Raw genomic sequence first — 23,244 nt, 5'->3', positions numbered from 1 at the left:
CTTAACAGGGTAAGTGGCGTATTCTAAATGAGCGGCCTTTCATTTTACCGTGCTCTAGTTTTTTGCGAGCGCGTTTTAGTACTGAACGCTCCACCGCCACATAGGCGCGGTTATCAAACAGGTTGATTTTTCCTACCTGCGCACCGGCAATGCCGTTTTCTCCGGTCAGTGCGCCCAAAATATCACCGGCCCGCACTTTTTGTTTCTTGCCGCCATCAATCTGCAAAGTCGCCATTAGCGGTTCTGCAGGCTGTTGATTTAGCAAACTCATTGGCGGTAAGTCTTCATCTTCGATGGGGCGTTCTAGGTAGTCTTCTAATAGCGCCACTTTGTAGTGTTCATTATCGCTAAAGAATGAGCAGGCCATGCCTTTGCTACCGGCGCGTCCAGTGCGGCCGATGCGATGCACGTGTACTTCGCTATCATGAGCTAGTTGGTAGTTAAATACCGCATCGAGTGAGTCGATGTCTAAACCCCGCGCCGCCACGTCGGTGGCGACCAAGACACTGGCGCTGCCATTGGCAAATTGCACTAAGGTTTGGTCACGCTCACGCTGCTCTAAATCGCCGTGTAGTGCCAGCGCGCTAAAGCCTAGCAAGCGTAGCTCGTCGGCCAGCTCTTGGGTTTCCCGCTTGGTATTACAAAATACCACACTGGATTTGGGACGATGTTGCAGCAGTAATAAACGTAATGCCAGTAGGCGCTGCTGCGGCTCGTCTATTTTGTAAAAATGCTGAGCAATTGACGCGTGATCGTGGCTGCTAGCCACTTCGACTCGAATCGGCTGGCGCAGGATGTTGGTAGCAATGGCTTCAATCTGCTCGGGAAAAGTGGCGCTAAATAACAGAGTTTGACGCTGCGCTGGCGCGGCCTCAATGATTGCGTCAATGGCTGACTGAAAGCCCATTTCTAGCATTCGATCGGCTTCATCTAAGATCAGGTTTTTAAGGTCATCTAAACGCAGGGTACCCTTGCGAAGGTGCTCTTCGAGTCGCCCCGGTGTACCCACAACAATGTGAGCGCCGTGCTCTAAAGAGCCGATTTGTGGGCCGAAGGGCATGCCACCACACAGGGTTAATACCTTAATGTTGTGAATACCGCGAGCCAGTTTGCGAATTTCTTTAGCCACTTGGTCGGCCAACTCACGAGTGGGGCACAATACCAAACTTTGAATGCGAAAGCGTTTCACTTCTAAGGCATTGAGCAGGCCCAAGCCAAAGGCGGCGGTTTTGCCGGAGCCGGTTTTTCCCTGAGCTATCACGTCTTTACCGGCCAATATTGGCGGTAGGCTCTGCGCTTGAATGGGCGTCATTGTGTTATAGCCCAAGCTGGCTAAATTGTTGAGTAAGTCAGGGTGTAGGGCAAGACTAGAGAAATCGGTTTGGCTCACAATGGCGTCCTCGTCGAGGGAAAATATAGGGTTAAGCCCCTGCAATTTCTTAGGGGGGCGCGATGATAGCTGAAAACGTCAACAATTGGGTAAAAAATAACAGCTTTATTGTAGTAAATCCTGTTCGATGGCCTGAAATCGGCTGGCCGCATTGATTAAGGCATGAGCGGTGAGGCTAGGCACTCCATAGGCCCAAGCTTCACAATGGTAGCTGTGAATCAGTTTGTCGAGCAAGATGGCAAAGTCGCCGTCTCCCGACAGCAGCACGATAATATCGGCATCCGGAGCCGCTTCTAGCACATCGATGGTAATGCCCACATCCCAATCGCCTTTTGCCGAACCATCGCTGCGTTGAATAAAGGGTTTCAGTTTGACTTCAAAACCGATGTGTTTGAGAGCGTCTTGAAACTTCTGTTGTTGTTGGTCGCCGCGGTCAATCGCGTAGGCATAGGCGGTGACAATCTCCCCTTGGCTTTGTAGTTGCTGCCATAACTTGCGGTAGTTGAATTGTCTGCCGTAAGCTTCGCGACAGGTGTAATAGATGTTTTGTACATCGGCAAATACGGCGATTTTCTTCACGGTTTAGGCTCATTTAATTGGGGGCGCTGGTTTATTAGTATGCCATGGCTGGGCGCTATCGCTTAGCGGAAGCACTGCCTTTATTGAGCTTGGATAAGTTGTTGTCTGTTAAATTTGATTTTTAAAAGTGGCTCTGGCATTGATTAGGCAAACTATTCATTAAGGAGCAAAAATGCTGGCAAAGGAAATGGTTGATTGCCTAAATAATCAAATCAATCTGGAGTTTTACTCGTCTAATCTTTATTTACAAATGAGTGCTTGGTGTGATGATCAGGGCTTTGAAGGCGCAGCGGCGTTTTTGCGCGGTCATGCAGAGGAAGAGATGCAGCACATGACCAAGTTATTTAACTACGTTAGCGAAACCGGTGCATTGCCTATTTTAGGCGCCATTGATGCGCCACCGCACGAGTTCGATTCTTTGTTAACTATGTTCGATGAAATCTATCAGCACGAGCAGTTAATCACTCAGAAAATCAATCAGCTGGCCCATACAGCGTTCAGTTCTCAGGATTACTCTACCTTTAACTTCTTACAATGGTATGTGGCTGAGCAACATGAAGAAGAGAAGTTATTTAAAGGCATCTTAGATAAAATTTCTCTGGTGGAAAATGACAATAAGTTACTGTTCTTCATTGATAAAGACCTCGCTGAATTGGCCCGCTCTGGAGTGAAGTTAGCGAGCCAAGCCTAAGCCCGCTCAACCATGGCCATATTGAGAGTGGCCATGGTTATGCCCCTTTTATGGTTGTTGTATTGTGCGGCGGGAGTGCATGGTTGTCGTTATGTTGCTTAATACCTGTAGAGCCGTCATTTCGATACCTCAATGATCCCGTTACAGACTAACAAAGTTCTCATTTAGCGAGGTGGGTCACTAATTATTCTGTTTTTACTGCATGTTTTAGTGTTTTTGTCGGTATAGAATGAGGAAAAATTTAGGAAACTATTTGGGAAAGTTTTGGCGACAATTAAAGATATTGCCCAGCAAGCGGGTGTGGCTCCTTCTACGGTTTCTCGAGTACTAAGTCACGACAGTTCGATGTCGGTTAGTTCAGCAACACGAGCGCTGATTATTAGCACCGCGGAACGCTTACATTACCAATCACCTCGACAGCGTAAACAGGCCAAAGCACCCGTCCAACCCTCTGCGGGTAATTCGGCCTTTTTAGCCGACCCTCAATTGAGCTTGGCTGTGGTGCATTTTTTAACTCCTAGTGAAGAGTTAGGTGACCCTTTTTATACCTCTATTCGGATCGGCATCGAAAATTATTGCCACAAGCACAATGTGGCCTTGCGTAATACTTTTAAGAGTCAGTTGACTGCCAATCGCCATTTATTAAGCGAAAGTCAGGCGGTGATTTGTGTGGGACATTTTTCAGAACAAGAGGCTCATACTCTCTATTCGATGAATAAAAACCTCATTTTTATAGACTCAAATCCACTGCAAAAACTCTGTGATTCGGTACAGTTCAACCGTGAGGCAGCGGCGGAAGAAGTTGTGAGTTACATTTTAAAAAGTGGTGCGGCTCGACCCGCTTTCATCGGTAATAGCGAAACCCGTTTACATGTATTTAGGCGCATGACCCAGGCTCACGGAGTGTATCGAGAAGCGCTGTGTAAGGTGAGTCGAAATTTCTGTATCGAGTCGGGTTATGTGGCGATGACTGAAATGCTGCAGCAAGCAGAAATCCCCGACGTGGTGTTCGCTTCTACCGACATTGTGGCAATTGGTGTGTACCGTGCCATACAGGAAAACAATCTGCGTATTCCCGACGACATAAAAGTAGTGGGCATGAATGACATTCCCACTTCTGAGCATTTAAATCCTAGCTTAAGCAGTATGCGCTTGTACCCAAAGGAAATGGGCGAGGCTGCGGTGGATCTGTTTCTCGAGTTGGCAGCGGGCCGAGAGTATAAAAAAGATGTGATGTTGGGCTATCAATTCATTTGGCGAGACAGTTTTAGCCAGGCAGAGTTAGCCAAATAAGCTATAGGCTTAACCCTAAATATTTCCTTTTTTAGCAAAATTGATAGCGCTTTCAAGGAAAATATTTCCTAATTATTTTTTACTTTGATCAAATCCTCAACATTTCTCCCTAACAAAGCGTGAGCCTGATCACTTTGGCTGTAGATTTAGCCGTTGTGCGTGATTGTATTAGCGGGGGGGCAACTCTAATGTTGGATGGTGAATATAGCCAAAGGAATATTCTACCATGACAACAAAAAATAAAATTACCACCCTACTATTAAGCACTTCCCTAAGCTTGGCGAGTTGCGCAATTGCCGCTGAAGAACTCACCGTTTGGGCATGGGATCCCAATTTTAATGTGGCGGCCATGAATGAAGCCGCCAGTCGCTATCAACAAACGCACGCTGATTTCAGTCTCACAGTGATGGATTCGGGTAAGGAAGATATCGAGCAGAAACTGCACACCATGTTGGCCTCGGGGATCACCAACTCGCTTCCCGACATAGTGTTGATAGAAGACTATAACGCTCAAAAATTCTTACAGGCTTATCCTGGCTCGTTTGCGCCGATGCAAGATACGGTGGATTACAGCCAATTTGCTCCCTATAAAGTGGGAGTGATGAGCATTAATAAAAACGTTTACGGTATTCCCTTTGATTCGGGAGTGGCCGGTTTGTTTTATCGTTCTGACTACCTTAGCCAAGCCGGTTATAGCGAGCAAGACATGCAGAACTTGGACTGGGATCAGTTCATCGAAATCGGTAAACAAGTTAAACAAAAAACCGGCGTAAACATGCTGACCTACGACATCAATGATGTGGTATTGCCGCACATTATGATGCAGTCCGGTGGCGAGTGGTTCTTTAAGGAAGACGGCTCGTTAAACATTGCCGATAACCAAGCCCTTAAAGAAACCCTGCTTACCATTAAAAAGATTAACGATGCCAAAATTGTCCGTCCTACTTCGGGTTGGTCAAGTTTTGTAGGGGCCTTTAATGCTGGACAAGTCGCCACGGTCACGTCGGGCGTTTGGATTATCGGCTCGATTAAAAGCGTAGAAGAGCAAGCGGGTAAATGGCGGGTGGCTCCTATTCCACGGCTTAAGCTTGAAGGCGCTAAACAAGCCTCAAACCAAGGTGGTTCTAGCTGGTATGTATTAAATGCTAGCGCCAACAAACAGGCGGCAATTGAGTTTTTAAATGCCACCTTTGCCCATGATACCGACATGTATCAAAAGCTATTGCTAGAACGCGGTGCCTTAGCCACGTATTTGCCAGCTAGTAGTGGCGCGGCTTACGCAGAAGAAGCGCCATTCTTTGGCGGCCAGAAAGTATTCCAAGACTTTGCTAAATGGGTGGGCGAGATTCCTCAGGTGCAGTACGGCATGTTCACTCAAGAAGTGGATAACGCGATTGCCGCCGAAATCCCGGCCTTACTCAAGGGTGAACCCGTGGATGACATCCTCAAACGAGTAGAAAACAACCTTAAATACCAAATCATGTAAGTCGTTTGGCTGGGGGACTTCCCCCAGCTCAGTTCTTAGAAAGGTTCACAGATGTCCAAGACTAAACTTCACAAGCTGTATGATGTGAACGGGTGGGCGTTCGTCAGTGTGGCGGTAGGCCTTATCGCTCTGATGACCATTTATCCGATAGTAAACTCATTGTGGCTGTCACTGCATTCGGGTAGGGGGTTGTCACCCATTTTGTCGGCTTTGGTAATGTGGTGCGTTTATTTCATGACCCCATGTTTAAAACCGCCTTACTCAATACCCTAACCTTCTTAGTGATTCAGGTGCCGATCATGATTTTATTGTCGCTGGCAATATCATCGTGCTTAAACTCGCCACGCCTGAAGTATAAACAGTGGTTTCGCCTCGCTATCTTTTTGCCCTGTGTGACCTCGCTAGTGGCGTACTCCATCTTGTTTAAAAGTATGTTTGAGTTAGATGGGGTGATTAACTCATTTTTGTTATTTCTGCATATCATCGATGAACCGATTGCCTGGTTGGCCGACCCGTTCTGGGCCAAGGTGACGATTATTATCGCGATTACCTGGCGCTGGACTGGTTACAACATGATCTTCTATCTCTCGGCGATGCAAAACATTGATAAGTCGGTCTATGAAGCGGCGCGTATCGACGGGGTAAGCCCAATCAAACAGTTTTTCTTTATTACCGTGCCGCTGCTTAAACCGGTGATTCTGTTTACCAGTATTACCTCCACCATTGGTACCTTACAGCTGTTTGATGAGGTTATGAATATTACCAACGGTGGGCCAGCCAATTCGACGCTGACCTTGTCACTGTATATCTACAATTTGTCATTCAGTTTCGTGCCTAATTTTGGTTACGCGGCTGCTGTGTCTTACGTGATTGTTGCCTTTGCCGCTGTGCTGGCATTGCTGCAATTCAAAGTTGCCAAGGACCGTTAATATGAGCCGTTCTCGCATTCAAAATATCAGCATGCACCTGTTTTTGGTGGTGATGAGCCTGATTTCTTTGTTCCCGTTTTACTGGATGGTGGTATCCAGCACCAATAAAACCAGTGACATCAACATGGGCAAATTCACCTTTGGTGATCAGCTATTGGTGAACTTTAATAACCTGACTTCACAAGTGGATTTACCCTTAATATTTTGGAATACCAGTAAAATCGCGCTGTTAAGTACCTTTGCTACCTTGGCGGTGTGCTCGATTGCCGGGTATGCCTTCGAGATTTACCAGAGTAAGAATCGCGACCGCGTTTATGCGGCGCTGCTAACCACTATGATGATCCCTTTTGCGGCCTTAATGATCCCGTTATTTACCATGTTTGGTAAGGCGGGTTTATTAGACACGCACTTGGCGGTAATTCTACCAACCGTATCTGGCGCTTTCATCATCTTCTACTTTCGCCAATGTACTAAAACTTTCCCCAAAGAACTGATTGATGCGGCGCGGGTTGACGGCGTAAAAGAGTGGAAAATCTTTCTCTACGTGTACGTGCCGATTATGCGCTCAAGCTATTCGGCGGCCTTTATTATTGTATTTATGGCCTCGTGGAACGCCTTTCTTTGGCCCTTGATTGTGCTGCAGTCCAGTGATTTAAAAACCATTAACTTGGTGCTATCGAGCTTTGCCTCTGCCTACGCACCGGATTTTGGCCTAATTATGGTGGGCACCGTGGTCTCGACCTTACCTAGCCTTCTTCTTTTCTTTGCTATGCAAAAACAATTTATTGCCAGCATGACCGGAGCAATTAAATAATGCCTTGTAAAACTTTACTTAATAACCACTGGCTGTTCCTGGAAGGGCATGCAATTAGCCCTTCATCGAGTGATTTAAGTCAGGCTCAACAGGTTGATTTGCCACATAATGCGGTAGATATCCCACTTAATTATTTTGATGAAACCCGCTTGCACCGCGACTTTAGCTATTACTACACGCTGGAGTGCAGCGAAGCCGACTTGAGCCAGTTTATGCTGTTGCATTTTGCTGGCGCATTAAGCAATGCCAAGGTGTATGTGAATGGGCAGCTGGTGGCTGAGCATACTGATGGTTATACCCCCTTCGATGCGCTGCTCACTCCGCAGCTAAAATTGGGTACTAACCTGATTAGCGTATTGTTGAGTGGGGTAGAAAACCCCGCCATACCGCCCTTTGGTGGCGCCATTGATTACCTTTGTTTTCCGGGAATCTATCGCGATGTGACGCTGCATCACCACGACGCGGCACGGATCAAAAATCTAAAAGTGCAAAGCCAGAATGTCTTGGCGCAGCCACTGATCAATGTTGACGCTTACTTGCAGCAATTTGCACCGATAAGCGGACCAATTGAGCTGGTATTTGACTTGTACGACCCCGCTGCGAAGCTACTGGCCTCTCAGCATGTGCGCTTAGAACAATGGGCCGACAGCGCAAGTTGTCAGTTTAATTTAGCCGAAGGCGCTCAGCTGTGGGATTGTGATAATCCCCATCTTTATCAGGTGCAGGTGAGTTTAAGTGCCCAAGACTGTCTCGACAGTTGCCAAAGCCGTTTTGGCTTGCGAGAGGCAGAGTTTCGTACCGAGGGCTTTTTCTTAAATAATCAACGTGTTGAAATTATCGGGGTGAACCGTCACCAAAGTTATCCCTATGTGGGTTACGCCATGGGCAAGCGCGCCCAACAATTGGACGCCGAGCTGATCAAAAATGAGCAAGGCTTTAACTTGGTAAGAACCTCTCACTATCCCCAATCTCCAGATTTCTTAGATCGCTGTGATGAGCTGGGCTTGTTGGTATTTGAAGAAATCGCCGGCTGGCAGCATATTGGCGATGAAGCTTGGCAACAGAAGTCCTTAGATAATGTTCGCGCCATGATCCAACGCGACTGGAATCACCCCAGCATTATTCTGTGGGGCGTAAGAATTAACGAGTCACCCGACAACCATGAGTTTTATGCTAAAACTAATCGTTTGGCACGACAGTTAGATCCAACGCGGCAAACCGGTGGAGTGCGCTGCATTCAAGACAGTGAATTCCTTGAAGACGTCTACACCATGAATGACTTTGTGCTGGGTGATGGCAGTAAAAACTTGCGCAGTCCGCAAAATGTCACTGGTTTAGCTAAGCCGGTACCTTATTTGGTGACCGAATACGCCGGGCATATGTTCCCCACCAAGCGCACCGACTGTGAAAGCTGGCAAATTGAACACGTTATGCGCCACTTAAAGGTGTTGGATGCGAGCCATGCCAACCCCAATATTAGCGGCGCAATTACTTGGTGTTTGTTTGACTACAATACCCACCGCGACTTTGGCAGTGGCGATAAGGTGTGTTATCACGGAATCAACGACGCCTTCCGCATGCCTAAGTTTGCTGCCTCGGTGTATGCCAGCCAGCAGCCAGCCAGTAAACACGTGGTGTTAAAACCGGTTACTTATTGGACTAGAGGTGAACGTCCCGAGGCCAAACCTTTGCCTTTAGTGATTCTGACCAACTGCCAGCGGGTTGAGATTTTCATGCCCACTGGTGAGTGTAAAAGCTTCTTCCCTGACCGAGCCATGTTCCCTAACTTGCCCAATCCACCGGTGGTGATTGACGAATGGAACCTCGGTGACTTCCCGCTAGGTGACTGGGGTTATGCTTGGAATGACTTACGGATCCGCGGTTACATCGGTGAGCAAATGGTGGAAGAGTTATGGCTAGCTGCGTCCACTTTGCCAAGTCGATTATTGGTGGAGGCGCAAACGCAAACCTTGTTGGCTAAACAAGGAGACGTGAGTCGCGTAACTATTCAAGCCCTCGACCAAAATGGTCTGTTATTGCCTTATTTCAAAGATGTACTGAGTCTTGAAACGAGTGCTAATTTACAGGTGCTGGGGCCTAAGGTTTTGAGCATCGACGGCGGGGTGGCAGCCTTATGGGTGCGCGCTTACGAGGAAGGTGAGGCCTTCTTGAAGATCCACAGTCAAACATTTGCTGAACAACAGCTTATGTTTCAGATTACGTCAGAAACAACCGAACAGCTAGAGGTGAACCATGGCTGATATCTCTCTTAAAAATGTCACTAAGCGTTATCGTAATGTACAAACCATTCACAGTGTTAACTTAGATATTGATGAAGGTGATTTTGTGGTATTTGTTGGGCCATCGGGCTGCGGTAAATCAACCCTCTTACGTATGATTGCGGGCCTAGAAGACATCAGTGATGGTGAAATTTACATTGGTGGCAACTTAGTGAATCAGCGCGACCCAGCAGAACGTGGTATTGCCATGGTGTTTCAATCCTATGCCTTGTATCCGCACATGAATGTGGCCGACAACATGGGATTTGGTTTGCGGATGAATGGCCATCCCAAAGCCGAAGTGCAAAAACAAGTGATGCGTGCGGCTAAAACCTTGCAGTTAGAGGACTTGTTAGCCCGCACTCCTAAGGAATTGTCGGGAGGCCAGCGCCAGCGCGTGGCAATTGGCCGGGCCATTGTGCGTGACCCTAAAGTATTTTTGTTTGACGAGCCGCTATCCAACCTAGACGCCGAGCTGCGGGTAGATATGCGCTTTCAAATTGGCAAGCTGCATCAAGAGCTAAAAAACACCATGATTTACGTGACCCACGATCAGGTCGAGGCCATGACTTTGGCAGATAAGATAGTGGTATTAAACAAAGGACATATCGAGCAGGTGGGCACGCCTATGGAGCTCTACCATACGCCAAATAATTTGTTTGTGGCGGGTTTTATCGGTTCGCCTAAGATGAATTTTCTACCCGCCGAAGTAAAGCTGGTCAGCGATAGCTACGTTGAGCTGTTATTAAATGGCTGTGATAGCTTGCGCATGGATGGCCAGCGTTATGACTTACAACAAGGGCAAAAGCTGACTTTCGGTATTCGTCCAGAGCACTTGAGTTTAGAACTGCAAGGGGATGTAAAGCTTAACTTTAACAATGAAGTGACTGAGCGTTTGGGAAATGCCACTTACATGTTTGGTCGCTGTGCCCAAGTAGATGGCTTTAAAGTTCACCTAAATGGTGACCAAAGCCCTGAACTATATACCGACATTAGCTTAAGTTGTGAGTCTGCGGCTTGCCATTTATTTGATAGTGAAGGCGTAAGGATAGTACCCAAGCTGGCCAACTAAGTGTTGCTAAAGGCTTAATTGAAAGAACGTTGCAATAACTAGGCGCGAAATGAGGTTTTAGTTCGTGCCTTTTTATTTCTTTGAGTCATAGGGTGGGGTTGCCTGAAGAAGGCGGCTGGCGGATTAATCTCGCTGGCCTGCCTTCTTTTTTTGTTTCTACATTAGTTGCTTTCAATGGTTTTGAAGCGGTAGTCCACGTTCACAACGGCGCGGTATTGAATATCATCACGGCTGTGAGCAATCTCTTCTACTTGAACCTGACGGCCGGCAATTTTGATGTTGCTAGCGGGTGTGTAAGTCGCTACGTCAAGTTGTTTACCTAGTTGTGCGTTGTTCATTGCTTGTAGCGAATCGGCTAGGGCGAAACCCGCATCATAGGCTGCTGCTTTGCTTTGGAAGGTGCCAGCATCGACAGTGGTACTGCTGCTAACGGTAAGTGGAGAAGCAAATACAGAAGCCGTTGCAAGTAGGCCCGTGGCTAGAATAGTTAAGTTTTTCATGCTCATATTCCTCATCGGTAATCGGTTGTTGTTTCCGAGTTGTTGTCTCGGTGTGACCTAAGGAATGTATTAAAATGAAATTGATAGCAGGGAATAACAGTTGTCATTAAGGTTAAATTGTTGAATTTATTCATATTTTTAGAGTTTTAGAGCCTTTGGTATAGCTCTTAGTTAGTGAGATGTGGGATCTTGTTTCCAATATACAGGATACAGTCTTGGTGTGTTGGTACGACTAGAATTAACGATGCTCGGAAAGCGTGAAATGAGCTGCTCGTAGCTAGCGAGGTCATTCAAACCAGCTTCCACTCTGGGAAGCTGGTTAGTTTTGTTGATTATGCGCGAACTACATGAGTTTCTTGAACTTTTGTCATTAAGTCTTGCGCCTTTTTCATCACCGCTCTGGCTTCTTTGTTGCGACGATGTTGTAACAAATAGTCTGAGAAGCGTAAGTACTTATTCACGATGGTCTGTCGAGTTTCGACTAGATGAGAAAAGTCATCAGGCATCCCTTTCGCCATTTTATCAAGCTCTTTGACTACTTTATCTAATGACTTCACTCGAGTTAATTGACTGATTCGAGTTTGCATATGTTGGAAATGGTCTTGATAAAACAGCTCTGCAGCTTGGTAGGGAAACTCTGCTGGGGAATCATTGTCTATCGCTTCTTGGTATTCTGCCATCGCTGTTATGGCATGCTTTAACTCTAGGCCATTGCTTATGCGCTGCTGCTGCGAGTCGATGTTAGCGAAAAATGTTTCGCCTGCTTCTAGTACTTGAGCGAGTGGAACGACGTTTAGTTCGGCTGCCGCTTTGTCAAAAGATTTGGCGAAAGTCTCAATAGACTTCTCATTCGGGCTAAATTGATAGTCGGTTTTGACTTGTTTTAAGTCGCTATAAATTGTGTATATATCGTCCCCTTGTTCACTATGTTGATAGCGGCCTTGTTCTAGGTGGGTATTCAGGCGTTGGTTTAGCGCTTCAATGGTTCCCATCCATCCTTGGCTAATGTTTTCAGCAATTAGAGCTAGTGCGTAAGAATCAGGATAAATTTGATTAGCTTGTTGTAACAACGACTGAATAGCGTAGTAATCAGGGTAAGCGTCGTTTCTATTGTTAAGTAGGTCATCAATTTTCTTCTCATAGTATTCGATGACCAAACGGCGTTTGTCTCTAAGTAAAGCCTGCTTGGGCAGGTGTAGATCTGCCGGAATGGTTTCTAGCTTGGGTAAAAACTGTTGTGGGCTCAATGCTAGTAGCTCTTGTGCCGTTAGGTTTTGTTGTTGTAATAAAGCGAGCTGTTGTTTATTTGTCGCGAGTTGCTGATCTAGCTGCTGGTAGCCATAAAGTGATGCCCCGATGAGGGCGGCGATGACGACCACGCTAAAACTTGGCGCTAGATAGCGTTTGGTTAAGCTTTTTTCTATTTTGTCTAAATCGCTTATGCGTTTTGCTGAATCCAAGTTCAAACTATTTTTTAAGATCGGCCAACGTAATAACGGTGCTTGTTTGGGCTTGCTAGGTTTGATGTTTTGTTGTTTGGCTTGATTAGCCGTTTTTCGATTAAATGGGTGCTTGCTCGATAATAGTTCGTAGGCGATGCAGCTAAAGGCAAATACGTCATCTGCAATACTCGGAGCCGCTCCTGAGAGTAGTTCAGGAGAAGCATAAGTTGGGGTAAAACCACTGACAGGCGACGTATCTTCAGGCTTATCCGCAGCGTATTGGTCGGCATTAAGGTTTAAAGCCCGGGATACGCCGAAATCAAAAATCTTGATAGTACCGTCCCGAGATAGCATGATATTTCCAGGTTTTAGATCGGCGTGAACTACACCATTAGCATGCGCATAGCGTAAAGCCGATATCAGTTGTTTCAGTAGAGCAAGGCTGTTTTTGAAGGCTAATCCATTGGGTCGATGGCTTTTGATTACTTCATCTAAGGTTTGTCCATCTAACCACTCCATCACTAAGTAGTAGTCTTCTTGATCTACGCCAAAGTCGTGTACTCGAATAATGTTGGGGTGGCTTAAGCGTTGGGTTTTTCGTGCTTCTCTAATTAAAATCCTAGCTGCATCAGGCTGATCGTAAAATTCTTTTTGCAGTAACTTAATGGCTACGTAGGGCTGGCTATCTCCTGCTGCTTCGAGTAGTAAGTCTTTGGCGCGATAAACATCACACATTCCACCATGACCAACTAAACCTTCAATTTGATAGCGCTTTTTTATTACTCGCTTAAGCACTTTTTGATTAGCTTGTGGCTTAATATTGTTATCTTTTGACTTACTTACCCCAGTATTAGGGTTAATTGTTTTATCGATCCCTTTATTTTTCTGGGGCTCGTTGCCTTTTTTTTCGCCTTCCATGGATTATTCCAATTCATATCATTAATAATATAAATAGACATATATCTATTTACTAAATTGAGTATGTTTTTGTATGCAATTGTGATATTGCCATTCATTACAACGAGCAGAATGCTATCAACAAAGGATTTGAAATGGAACATACATAATAATTTTTATTGTTAAAATTATTATAAGTGCTATTGATTAATTTATTCTTTGAGTGCAATAATGCTCGCTCTTTTTGGTATTGATATTTGGATCAATATTTATTTGTGAGGGAATGGGTTCTTCTCACAGATAAAATAAAGGGACGGGAAATGATGGATTTGTGTTTATCTGTGGTGAGCTATCACAGATTTACCTCTGGAGTGGAAGAAACCAAGCAGCTTAAGGCGGATTCTGGTGAATCAGTTATCACCATTGGTAGAGCGAGTCAGTGCTCATGGTGTTTGCTGGACCCCGAGCGTGTTATTTCGAGTCGTCACGCGCGGGTTGAGTCAGTTAAAGGGCAATATTGGCTTTACGATACCTCTACCAATGGCGTATTTGTTAATCGTTCGGTTGAACCTTTAAATAAAGATCAGCCTTATTTACTGAATGATGGCGATGTATTGGTTATTGGAGATTATGAAATCGCGGTAGCCATATCAGATGCTAAGCAATCACCGCAAAGTCATCTAGAGGCCTCTAAGCATCCTGGTGCAGTGGTAGATTCGAGCGCTTCATCTCCGCTTGAGCCTGCAGCCAGTGTAGCTGAAGATTTCGGTATGTTGGCTGAGCCAAACAGCGCATCAAATAGCAGTTTAGATTCCACCTTTAATGCGAACTTAGATGACGCCCTCTCTTTTCCGCCTGAACTGGGGGGAGATGAGCAATCTAATATTCCTGAGGACTGGAATGCATTATTTGCAGGCTCTAATTTATTGAAATCAGAGCCTGCCGTTGTAGCTGCTGCTTCCGAGACCTTAAATCCGCCCACAAAGACTAACAGTGTCGCTCACCAACAGAGTTCCGTCCCTCCAGCTGTAGCGGCTTCAGCCCCTGTATCATCACCATCGATTGCTAAAGCAACGAGCCTGCAAGCTAGCGATCAAGCAGCTACTCAATTGGCCGCGTTTTTAGAGGGAATGGGCATCTCTAGTGATTTAATTTCTCAGGATAATGCCGTGCGCTGGTGGCATCAGTTAGGGGTGATTACCAGAGATTCTTTAGACGGAATTATGAATACCTTACATAACCGCGCCGCATTTAAAGAAAGTAGTCGTATTAATCAAACGACATTCAGAAGGAATGAAAACAACCCCTTGAAGTTCTCTACCAATGCCGAAGACGCGATTCATAATTTGTTGCAGCGTAAAACGGCAGGGTTCCTCCCCCTGAACGCGCGGTAAAAGAAGCCTTTATTGATTTGGAACGACATGAATATGCCTTGTTATCTGGCATCGAAGGGGCTGTCGCTGGGCTTATGCAATTGCTCGACCCTAAGTTAATAGAATCGAAAGAGCTGAATAAGCGAGGGATAGCTAAAGTCTATTCGGCTATTGAAAAGCATAAAAATTGGAATCGTTATTGTTCCATATATAGCGATTTAGAGAATGAATTTAACCGCAATAGTAACGCTTTTTATATGGAAGATTTTGCCAAGGCTTATGAATCTACTTTAAAAAGCATAGAACAAAAGGGACAACGATGAGCAATATAGGGAAATTAGTACTTAGTGCGCTACTGAGTATCTCAATACTAGGCTGCACGGTGGCTAACTATGTAGTCGAACCATATTCAAAATTACAATTTCACGTCGCTGAAAATGTTAATCCTGATATTACTGGCCGAGCCTCTCCAGTGGTGGTTAAGGTATTTGAACTGTCCTCGCGTACCTTATTTGATAGTCAGGACTTCTTTGCTTTATACGATGATGCTTCATCGGTATTAGGGCCTGATCTTATTAATCGTACTGAGTTTGAATTCGAACCGGGTAGTGAACACGAATATAAATTGTCATTAATGCCTGGCGTGCGCTACGCCGGTGTGTTGGTAGCCTATCGCGACATCGATACGGCCAGTTGGCGCGAAGTGGTTGCTGTAAATCCTACAGAATATAAAACCTTCGACATTCACGTTGGTGAATTAGCCGTCTTTGTTGGCAACCCATAGAGCGTAAATACGGAATCTTAGATGAGTGACTTTTGTCGTGTGGCTTGGAGCGAAGGTATGTTCTTGCGGCCACAACATTTTCAGCAGCAAGAGCGAAGCCTGAATTTTCAGATGCAGCAAAGCTTATTTCAGCAATCTAGTTATTATTGGGGAATCAGTGAACTAGAGCTGAACCAAGCCTTATTAGGAAATGGCAAGTTTGGCTTTACCAGCATTAAAGCATGCTTACCGGACGGTGCAACCATGATAAGCCCGCTCCGAGACCCATTGCCTGAGCCTTTGACTCTCAATAGTGGTGTGCGAGATCAGCTGGTCTATCTGGTGTTGCCGAGCGAGAAATCAGATGGTCTTAATGTTTCTGCTGCAGGAAGTTGTGTTACTCGTTATCGCTTCGTCGACCATGAAGTCGTCGATACTAATATTGGAAATGATGCGGTTGAAGTGGTGCAACTGGCCCAAGCGGGTTTTGAGTTAAAACTAGAGAGCGATAGCTTGTCCGGTTACGACACACTCGCTATTGCCAAGATAGTGGAAGTCTCAGAAGAGGGGAAGGTGACCTTAGATGAGAAGTTTATTCCTGCCTGCCTAGACGCTCAGGCTAATCCCATATTGCAACGTCAGCTTAGTGAAATTCATGGCATGTTACGTCAGCGAGCAACCGCGTTAGCGGCTCGTCTTGGCGCAGGGCAAGGTAGCGCTAGCTCAATTGCCGACTTTTTAATGTTACAGCTATTAAATCGTTTTGATGCCTTGCTGGGGCACATCATTACCACCCATGGTTTACACCCCGAGCGTTTATATCAAGAGCTTGCGGCATTAGCCGGTGAAATTGCGACTTTTTCCAGTAAGCAAAAAAGGCCTCCTGAGTTACCCATTTATCAACACGATGAACTTACCCGAGTGTTTGGCGACCTAATGGTTGTTCTTAACCAGTTTATGAGCATGGTATTAGAGCAAACCGCTGTGCAAATTAATCTAGAAGAAACCAGTTACGGGATCCGAGTTGCACAAGTTCAAGACAAAGGTTTGTTAGAGCGTGCTGAATTTGTGCTGGCAGTAAATGCCAATATCAGCGCTGATGAGCTGCGCAAGCGTTTCCCCGCGCAAGTCAAAATTGGCCCTGTAGAACATATACGAGATTTGGTGAATAACCAGTTGCCAGGGATTGCGGCAATTGGCTTGCCGGTGGCGCCTCGGCAAATTCCTTATCACGCAGGTTTTCATTATTTCAAATTGGATAAAAGCAACGATTACTGGTCACGCCTTAGTGCTAGTGGTGGCGTAGCTATTCACTTATCGGGTCGTTATCCCGATCTTGAAATGCAAATTTGGGCGATCAGCCAGTAATAAAAGTTCCAAGGATGAATTAAATGTCTGAAGCAACGGTAATGAAGCCTAGACCTGGTAGTCGTGGGGCTCAAAAATCGACCAGTGAGCTAGGTAAAATAGCTGCCTCAGCGGCCGAGGCGGAATGTACGGTAGTGATTACCCCTTCAAAAAATAAGGAACGAGGAGTACAGCTACCTAAGTTTGGAGATAACCCGCTAATAGATGAAGCGAGTGCCTTGTTGTCGATGGTGGGACAAATTCGCTGCACGGCTAAGCACGGTGATATCGCCTCTTTACGCCAAGTCTGTATTGATAAAATTCGCGATTACGAAGCCAATTTACGTCATCAGCAAATCAGTGCTGAGGTGATTGAAGCCGCTCGTTATTGCGTCTGCTGCTTCATTGACGAAACGGTATTAAATACCAGTTGGGGTGGGCAATCTATATGGGCTAGCGATAGCTTACTCTCCACATTTCATTCGCAAACTTGGGGCGGTGAGCATTTTTTTACATTGCTTGATGAGAACCTCGCCGCGCCCTATGCCAAAACACAGTTATTGGAGCTGCAGTACCTATGTTTGTCTTTGGGCTTCGTCGGCAAGATGCGAGTCGAGCAACAAGGTAGCGATAAGCTTGAAGCCTATCGACAACAGGCTTTCGAGCATTTGCAAACCATTCACGGTGAGCCAGATATCGAGCTCTCGCCAAACAGTATCAAGAGCGTCACGATTGGCAGTGAAGCCAATGGTGGACTACCTCTGTGGGTTATCGGTGCTATCTACGGGGTGATTTTACTTTCCATTTACATGGCTTGTAGCTACTTCATTAATAACTATTCAGATCAGGTGTTTAATCAACTCAATCAGTTAGCGAGGTGGGAGTCGACGGATGCCGAAGTGCTTACGGTTGATGACCAACAAGTTTTAATGCTGCAGCAGCGTTTGCAAACCGAAGTTGAACGCCAATTACTTGAAATTAGTCCTCTGAATGACCGAATTCGCATCACCATCAAGTCTAGTGAATTGTTTGGCCCAGGAAGCGCAGAAGTTAAGTCTTCGGTTGTTCCTGTTCTGCAAAAACTATCGAGGGCATTGGAATCGACCTCCGGCCGAATACTCATCACCGGTCATACCGATAGCCAACCCATTTTCACTAGTCGTTATCCATCGAATTGGCACCTGTCTTTAGCTAGGGCTACTGCGGTGGCTAACACCATGTCGGTGGGAACCTTATTACAGGGACGCTTATGGCCTGAAGGGCGCGGAGACTCGGACCCTCGAGCTGGAAATAATACCGAATCTGAGCGGGCGTTAAACCGCCGTGTAGAAATTGATTTGCTCTATTAGCAAATGCAAGGGATTGAATAATGTTTAGTAGTTCTTTTTTTAGGCGTTTAATACAAGGCTTCAGGTCTAAGTGGGCGATGACCTTATTGGGCTTTTTGGCCTTGGCCTTTCTTATCTGGTTTGGCGGACCCTTGATCGCGATTGCTGGAGCAGAACCCTTGGTGAGTGCTACCGCTCGCTGGCTGGTGATAGTCTTGCTCGCCTTGAGTTGTGTGCTTTATCAGTTTTGGCAGCACATCCGTAACGCTAAACAAAATCAGCAAGCCGTGCAGTCCTTACTGGATGGAGAAGAAGAGCATGATGAAGAGAGCCTCCGGGAAGTAGAGACCTTACGCGAACGGGTGGTGACTGCCCTAGATGTCTTGAAAAATTCGAGCTTGGCCAAAGGTCAAGGGGTGTACCAATTGCCTTGGTACATCATGATCGGCCCTCCTGGTACGGGTAAAACGACAGCATTACAAAATTCAGGGCTAGAGTTTCCTCTCAAAGATAAATTAGGCGAAGACCCTCTGGCTGGAGTGGGGGGCACACGTCACTGCGACTGGTGGTTTACCAATAAGGCGGTATTAATTGATACCGCCGGGCGTTATACCACGCAAGACAGCAATAACAGTAAGGACTCGCGTGCTTGGTTGGGGTTCTTAGGTTTATTGAAAAAGTACCGCACCAAACGTCCCATTAACGGAGCCATTGTTACCGTTAGCTTAGCCAGTCTTACTCAGCAAACCCGTACTGAACGAAATCTGCATGCACGGGCAATTAAGCAACGCATTCAAGAATTAAAGAATCAATTAGGAATGCAATTTCCAGTTTATGTGGTGTTAACCAAAGCGGATTTAATTGCAGGTTTTAGTGAGTTTTTTGCCGATCTTAATGCCAATGAACGAGAGCAAATATGGGGCATTACCTTTCCACTAGTGGCTGAAAATCAAGATGCCGGCGTAGTGGGATTATTTAATCGCGAGTTTCATAGCTTATTGAAACGAATTCAGGGGCGTTTAAACGTTCGTCTACAGCAAGAGCGAGACATTGATAAACGAACGCTTATATATGAATTCCCAAAGCAAATGCATCTTTTACAGGCGAGTATTGATGACTTTTTGAAAGAGATCTTCTCTCCCAATGCTTTTGAAGAGGCGCCAATGTTACGTGGTTTGTACATTGCCAGTGCAACCCAAGAGGGCAAACCTATTGACCGTGTAATGGCGGAAACCTCGAATGGTTTGGGTCTGGGGCAAGTTCCCCTCAAGCAGCAAGGTGGGGAAAGTAAAGGTTATTTTATTAAGCGCTTGCTGGAAGAGGTGATCTTCCCTGAGAAATTTGTCGGTTCGGTTAACCGCCACCATCAAAAAAACAGTATGTGGCTTCGCCGGGGGCTTGCAGTAGCTTGTGTAGTGAGCTTATTGGCTTGCAGTGGTCTTTGGTATCGCAGTTATAGCTGGAACATGCAGTTGGTTGACCAAAGTGAAGCGGCTGTGAAGAAGTACCAAAATATAGTTAAGCCCGGCCTTAGCAGCGATACCGATGTGATTACCTTGGTACAGGCTCTCAATGCTCTCAGAGACTTACCCGCAGGTTATAGCCAACAGCTAGTTGATAACGGCGTATATCGAATGGGCTTATATCAAGGTGAAAAAATTGGCCAGCCAGCGCAAGCCGCCTACCAGCGAGCCTTACAAGGTTATTTTGCGACTTACCTGACCGATGCGATGACCAAGGAACTAGCCGATAACGAGCAATATCTAGAGTACTTGTATGAAACATTAAAAGCGTACTTGATGATCTATGACGCCGAGCATCGAGAAATTGAGCAAATATATAGTTGGTTTGAAGTTTTTTATGAACGCCGTTTGCCCGGTGAAATTAATCAGTCACTGCGTCAAGACTTAATGGCCCACACGCGTAACCTTTTCTCTGAAGGCATCAACCTGGTGCCGGTTAAGCAAAATGCCATTGCTCAGGCGCGTAGCGTGTTAACACGCATGCCCTTGGCGGAACGCGCCTATCAGCGTTTACGTATAGAGTTTTTGTCGAGCCATGTCGCTGATTTCAGATTGAGCGACGTGTTTGGACGTCAAGGACGTCAGGTCTTTATGCGAATCAGTGGGGCTCCTTTGCATGAGGGCATCCCTGGCTTATATACCTACAGTGGATTTCATGGTCTGTTTCGTATTGAAAATAACCGCATCGTTAAGCGCTTAATGGAAGACAGCTGGGTGTATGGAGATAGTTTATCTATTGATGAAGCTACTCGTGACGAAGTGGTTAAGGCGGTAAGTGAACGTTATTTCCGAGACTATATCTATGAATGGGAACAACTGCTAGCCGATGTGCAATTAAAGCCTTATGTCTCAGCTAAGGATGGCGCGGAGCAGTTGAAAAATTTGACCGGCTCAGAGCGGCCCTTACAAAGCTTCATTTTAGCGGTGCAAAAGGAGCTTCGTTTAACCGACATTGCGCTAAGTGATAATTCTAAAGTTGCTGCCGAAGTTGCAGGTAATGTCGCCGATGTGGCCCTGAAAAACCAAAAGGCTCGCATTAACCGTTTTCTGCCTAATGATATGTCTCAGGCCAAGATTTCAATGCCGGGCGAAGAAGTCGAGGCGGAATTTACCGAGTTACTCGGCATCACAGAGACGGACTTAGAAGGCTTGCATGCGTCATTGCTGCAACTTCGCGATTATTTGGAATTACTGGCAGAGTCAAACAATAAGCGGGCTTATACCAGTTTAATGGATGAAAATAGTCAATCTGCGGTCACCAGTGCTTTGCGTCGCTCACGCAAGCATTTACCTGCTCCCTTCGCCTCTTGGGTTAGTGAATTATCTAGTCAGACTTCAGCGCTGGCCAAACGAGGGGCTCAAGTTCATGTAAATGCTATCTGGAAGGACAGTGTATATAAGGAATATCGTACCGCTATTCGCGGTAAATATCCGTTTAACAGCCGAGCCTCAGATGAAGTACGTTTAAAAGACTTCAGCCGTTTCTTTGGCTTTGGCGGCACCATGGACAGCTTTTTTGAGCGTTATTTGAAATCCTCAGTGGATACCAGCAAACGTAATTGGAAGCTGGAACGCTCAGTGGGTATCGACCCCAGTTCGCTCAAGGTATTTCAGCAAGCTAGACGGATCCGCGATGTGTTCTTTGAGCCTGGTACGCAAAATCCTCGAGTGGAGTTTGGCCTTAAACCGATATACCTGGATGGCCATATCAATAACTTTCGTATTGAGCTCGGTGAGCAAGAGCTGGTCTATCGCCATGGGCCTCAGCGAACCTCTCATTTCATTTGGCCTACAGAATCAAATCGAAGTACCCGCTTGGCATTTGTTCCACCTAAGTCGGGCCATTCTATCTCAGAAACCTATCCGGGTTATTGGGGCTTGTTTCGAATGCTGGATGACTTAGCCAAGCAGCGCCCCGACAGCCGTAAAGACAACCTGCTGGATATCGAATTTAAGGGCAATAAGGTTCAGCTCGAACTCATCCCGGCTACGGCCATGCATCCATTTTGGTCGAATGACTTAGCGAGGTTCTCATGTCCAGTAACGCTATAGAAGGCTTCGGTTATTTTGGCAAAGTGCCTGCTCGGGGAGATTTCATACAAAGTCACCTGCCCAGTGATTTTATAAACGGCTGGAGTGAGTGGTTACAAGCCATTACTGCTGTAAGTCGAGAGCAACTGGGCGAACGCTGGCTAGAGTGCTACCTAACTAGCCCCATTTGGCACTTTGCGTTGTCTGCTGGTGTGTGTGGGGAGTCCGCCATCGCCGGGACCTTAATGCCCAGTGTTGACCAAGTTGGGCGTCATTTCTATTTCACTATGGCGAAGCCGATTAAACAGCTTCCAGTAGATGTTTGGCAGCAACGTCAGTGGAGCGAGTTGAGTGAGCAAAAAGTACTTAAATTGCTGGATGATGATACTGATGTTACACGCTGGGCAGAAAGCCTCACTGAACTTGATTGGTTATCGGAGCTTAAAACCACTAAGCCTTTGTTTAACCATGCTCGGCTAAGTGAGCAACTGGTATTGGAAAGTGAGCAATCAATGACTAGCGAGCACTTACTGCATTACCAACTAAAGCAACGCTTAGACCGCTATTGTATATGGTGGACCAAAGGCTCTGATTTGGTGCCGGAGTGCAGCTTAGTGAGTGATAGCTTGCCGCTTGTGAGCCAGTTTTCCGCCATGTTAGATGGCCAATGGGAGCAATGGGGATGGTAGCAAATTCATCATTGATCAACGGTTTCTTTGTTAGCTTCGCACAGAGTCATGCCGGAAAAGTGCGTCCTTATAATGAAGATGCTGTTTTGGACCTTCGCGAGGAAGGGGTGTGGGTCGTCGCCGATGGTATGGGTGGGCATGCTGCAGGTGACGTAGCTAGCCAGATGGTAATTGATGCGGTGAAGCAGTGTGTGGAGCAAACGCCTTCCTCAGCGCTGAGTAGTGACAGCTTAAGGCAAGCTTTGTTGCGAGCTAACCAGCAAATTATCCAGTTTTCTCAACAGCACCTCGATGGAAAAACGGCCGGTAGCACGGTGGTCTTGCTGTTTATTCGGGATGGCTTCTTCCATTGTTTGTGGGTGGGAGATAGCCGGATTTACTTGATGCGTCAAAATCACCTGCAGCGAAAAACCCGCGATCATAGTCAGGTTATGGACATGGTTGAACAAGGACTCATTGCGGAGTCAGAAGCGGAAGACCATCCCTTATCGAATGTGATTACTCGGGCAATTGGTGTGAGCGATGAGCTAAGTATTGACCAAAATTCAGGGCAATTACTTCCAGGGGATCAATTTTTATTGTGCTCCGATGGCCTAACAAAAGAACTCAGTGACGCCGATCTGGCGATATGCATGCAAGCTAATAGTGTGTCAGACACGGGTCTAGCGCTAATGCATTCAGCACTAGTAAAAGGTGCTAGCGATAATGTCAGCTGTGTTTTGGTGAAGGTGAGTCAGAGCGATGGTGAAGCGTCACCAGAACATAACGACGATACGGTACCGGTGTTTTTCAACCGACGTGGTCTGGTGAGGAGCTAA

At 46.2% G+C, this 23,244-nt stretch carries 17 protein-coding genes and 1 pseudogene; 14 read left to right on the top strand and 4 right to left on the bottom strand.

Annotation, left to right across the window (positions count from 1 at the left end; genetic code table 11):
• Position 1: 1 nt before the first annotated feature.
• Both dbpA and AR383_RS11860 read right to left on the bottom strand, forming a co-directional pair.
• Positions 2 to 1,390, bottom strand: a complete 1,389-nt coding sequence (gene dbpA, locus AR383_RS11865; RefSeq protein ID WP_055733334.1) for an ATP-dependent RNA helicase DbpA — start codon at positions 1,388 to 1,390, stop codon at positions 2 to 4.
• A gap of 105 nt (positions 1,391 to 1,495) precedes the next feature.
• Positions 1,496 to 1,969 carry a LabA-like NYN domain-containing protein gene (locus tag AR383_RS11860; RefSeq protein WP_055733333.1) on the bottom strand — a complete coding sequence of 158 codons (474 nt, stop codon included), beginning with the start codon at positions 1,967 to 1,969 and terminating at the stop codon, positions 1,496 to 1,498.
• A 172-nt stretch (positions 1,970 to 2,141) separates the two neighbouring features.
• Here AR383_RS11860 and ftnA point away from each other — a divergent pair, with 172 nt between their 5' ends.
• From ftnA to AR383_RS11825, 7 genes are all read left to right on the top strand, one after another.
• Entirely contained in the window at positions 2,142 to 2,660 is a 519-nt protein-coding gene (ftnA, locus tag AR383_RS11855) for a non-heme ferritin (protein ID WP_055733332.1), read from the top strand.
• A gap of 264 nt (positions 2,661 to 2,924) precedes the next feature.
• Complete coding sequence (locus AR383_RS11850; protein WP_055733331.1) at positions 2,925 to 3,953, top strand: LacI family DNA-binding transcriptional regulator; 1,029 nt, start codon at positions 2,925 to 2,927, stop codon at positions 3,951 to 3,953.
• 226 nt (positions 3,954 to 4,179) lie between these two features.
• Complete coding sequence (locus AR383_RS11845) at positions 4,180 to 5,439, top strand: extracellular solute-binding protein (protein ID WP_055733330.1); 1,260 nt, start codon at positions 4,180 to 4,182, stop codon at positions 5,437 to 5,439.
• Between the two features lie 221 nt (positions 5,440 to 5,660).
• The gene (locus AR383_RS11840) at positions 5,661 to 6,368 is read left to right on the top strand and encodes a carbohydrate ABC transporter permease (RefSeq protein WP_198150146.1); all 708 of its coding nucleotides are present in this window, start codon (positions 5,661 to 5,663) and stop codon (positions 6,366 to 6,368) included.
• 1 nt (position 6,369) lies between these two features.
• Positions 6,370 to 7,182 (top strand): carbohydrate ABC transporter permease, encoded by an 813-nt coding sequence (locus AR383_RS11835; RefSeq protein ID WP_055733329.1) that lies wholly within the window; start codon positions 6,370 to 6,372, stop codon positions 7,180 to 7,182.
• On the top strand, positions 7,182 to 9,443 hold the full coding sequence (locus AR383_RS11830; protein ID WP_055733328.1) for a glycoside hydrolase family 2 protein: 2,262 nt from the start codon (positions 7,182 to 7,184) through the stop codon (positions 9,441 to 9,443). The genes AR383_RS11835 and AR383_RS11830 overlap by 1 nt, the downstream gene beginning before the upstream one ends.
• A complete protein-coding gene (locus AR383_RS11825; protein WP_055733327.1) occupies positions 9,436 to 10,533 on the top strand; it encodes an ABC transporter ATP-binding protein in 1,098 nt (365 codons plus the stop codon). The genes AR383_RS11830 and AR383_RS11825 overlap by 8 nt, the downstream gene beginning before the upstream one ends.
• A gap of 161 nt (positions 10,534 to 10,694) precedes the next feature.
• Here the strand turns inward: AR383_RS11825 and AR383_RS11820 are convergent, their stop codons facing one another.
• Both AR383_RS11820 and AR383_RS11815 read right to left on the bottom strand, forming a co-directional pair.
• Complete coding sequence (locus AR383_RS11820; protein WP_055733326.1) at positions 10,695 to 11,033, bottom strand: DUF3316 domain-containing protein; 339 nt, start codon at positions 11,031 to 11,033, stop codon at positions 10,695 to 10,697.
• Between the two features lie 332 nt (positions 11,034 to 11,365).
• A complete protein-coding gene (locus AR383_RS11815; protein ID WP_055733325.1) occupies positions 11,366 to 13,393 on the bottom strand; it encodes a serine/threonine-protein kinase in 2,028 nt (675 codons plus the stop codon).
• A gap of 299 nt (positions 13,394 to 13,692) precedes the next feature.
• Here AR383_RS11815 and tagH point away from each other — a divergent pair.
• From tagH to AR383_RS11775, 7 genes and pseudogenes are all read left to right on the top strand, one after another.
• Positions 13,693 to 15,068: pseudogene (gene tagH / locus AR383_RS11810) on the top strand (type VI secretion system-associated FHA domain protein TagH).
• The gene (tssJ, locus tag AR383_RS11800) at positions 15,065 to 15,529 is read left to right on the top strand and encodes a type VI secretion system lipoprotein TssJ (RefSeq protein ID WP_055733322.1); all 465 of its coding nucleotides are present in this window, start codon (positions 15,065 to 15,067) and stop codon (positions 15,527 to 15,529) included. Before tagH ends, tssJ begins: the two are co-directional and overlap by 4 nt.
• A gap of 21 nt (positions 15,530 to 15,550) precedes the next feature.
• Positions 15,551 to 16,876 carry a type VI secretion system baseplate subunit TssK gene (gene tssK / locus AR383_RS11795; RefSeq protein WP_055733321.1) on the top strand — a complete coding sequence of 442 codons (1,326 nt, stop codon included), beginning with the start codon at positions 15,551 to 15,553 and terminating at the stop codon, positions 16,874 to 16,876.
• 23 nt (positions 16,877 to 16,899) lie between these two features.
• The gene (tssL, locus tag AR383_RS11790) at positions 16,900 to 18,204 is read left to right on the top strand and encodes a type VI secretion system protein TssL, long form (protein ID WP_055733320.1); all 1,305 of its coding nucleotides are present in this window, start codon (positions 16,900 to 16,902) and stop codon (positions 18,202 to 18,204) included.
• A gap of 20 nt (positions 18,205 to 18,224) precedes the next feature.
• Positions 18,225 to 21,758 (top strand): type VI secretion system membrane subunit TssM, encoded by a 3,534-nt coding sequence (gene tssM, locus AR383_RS11785; protein ID WP_055733319.1) that lies wholly within the window; start codon positions 18,225 to 18,227, stop codon positions 21,756 to 21,758.
• Positions 21,740 to 22,426, top strand: a complete 687-nt coding sequence (gene tagF, locus AR383_RS11780) for a type VI secretion system-associated protein TagF (protein WP_055733318.1) — start codon at positions 21,740 to 21,742, stop codon at positions 22,424 to 22,426. The genes tssM and tagF overlap by 19 nt, the downstream gene beginning before the upstream one ends.
• Complete coding sequence (locus tag AR383_RS11775; protein ID WP_229711267.1) at positions 22,420 to 23,244, top strand: PP2C family protein-serine/threonine phosphatase; 825 nt, start codon at positions 22,420 to 22,422, stop codon at positions 23,242 to 23,244. The genes tagF and AR383_RS11775 overlap by 7 nt, the downstream gene beginning before the upstream one ends.

Source organism: Agarivorans gilvus (assembly GCF_001420915.1).
Classification (GTDB): domain Bacteria; phylum Pseudomonadota; class Gammaproteobacteria; order Enterobacterales; family Celerinatantimonadaceae; genus Agarivorans; species Agarivorans gilvus.
This window is presented reverse-complemented; position numbering and strand designations above follow the sequence as displayed.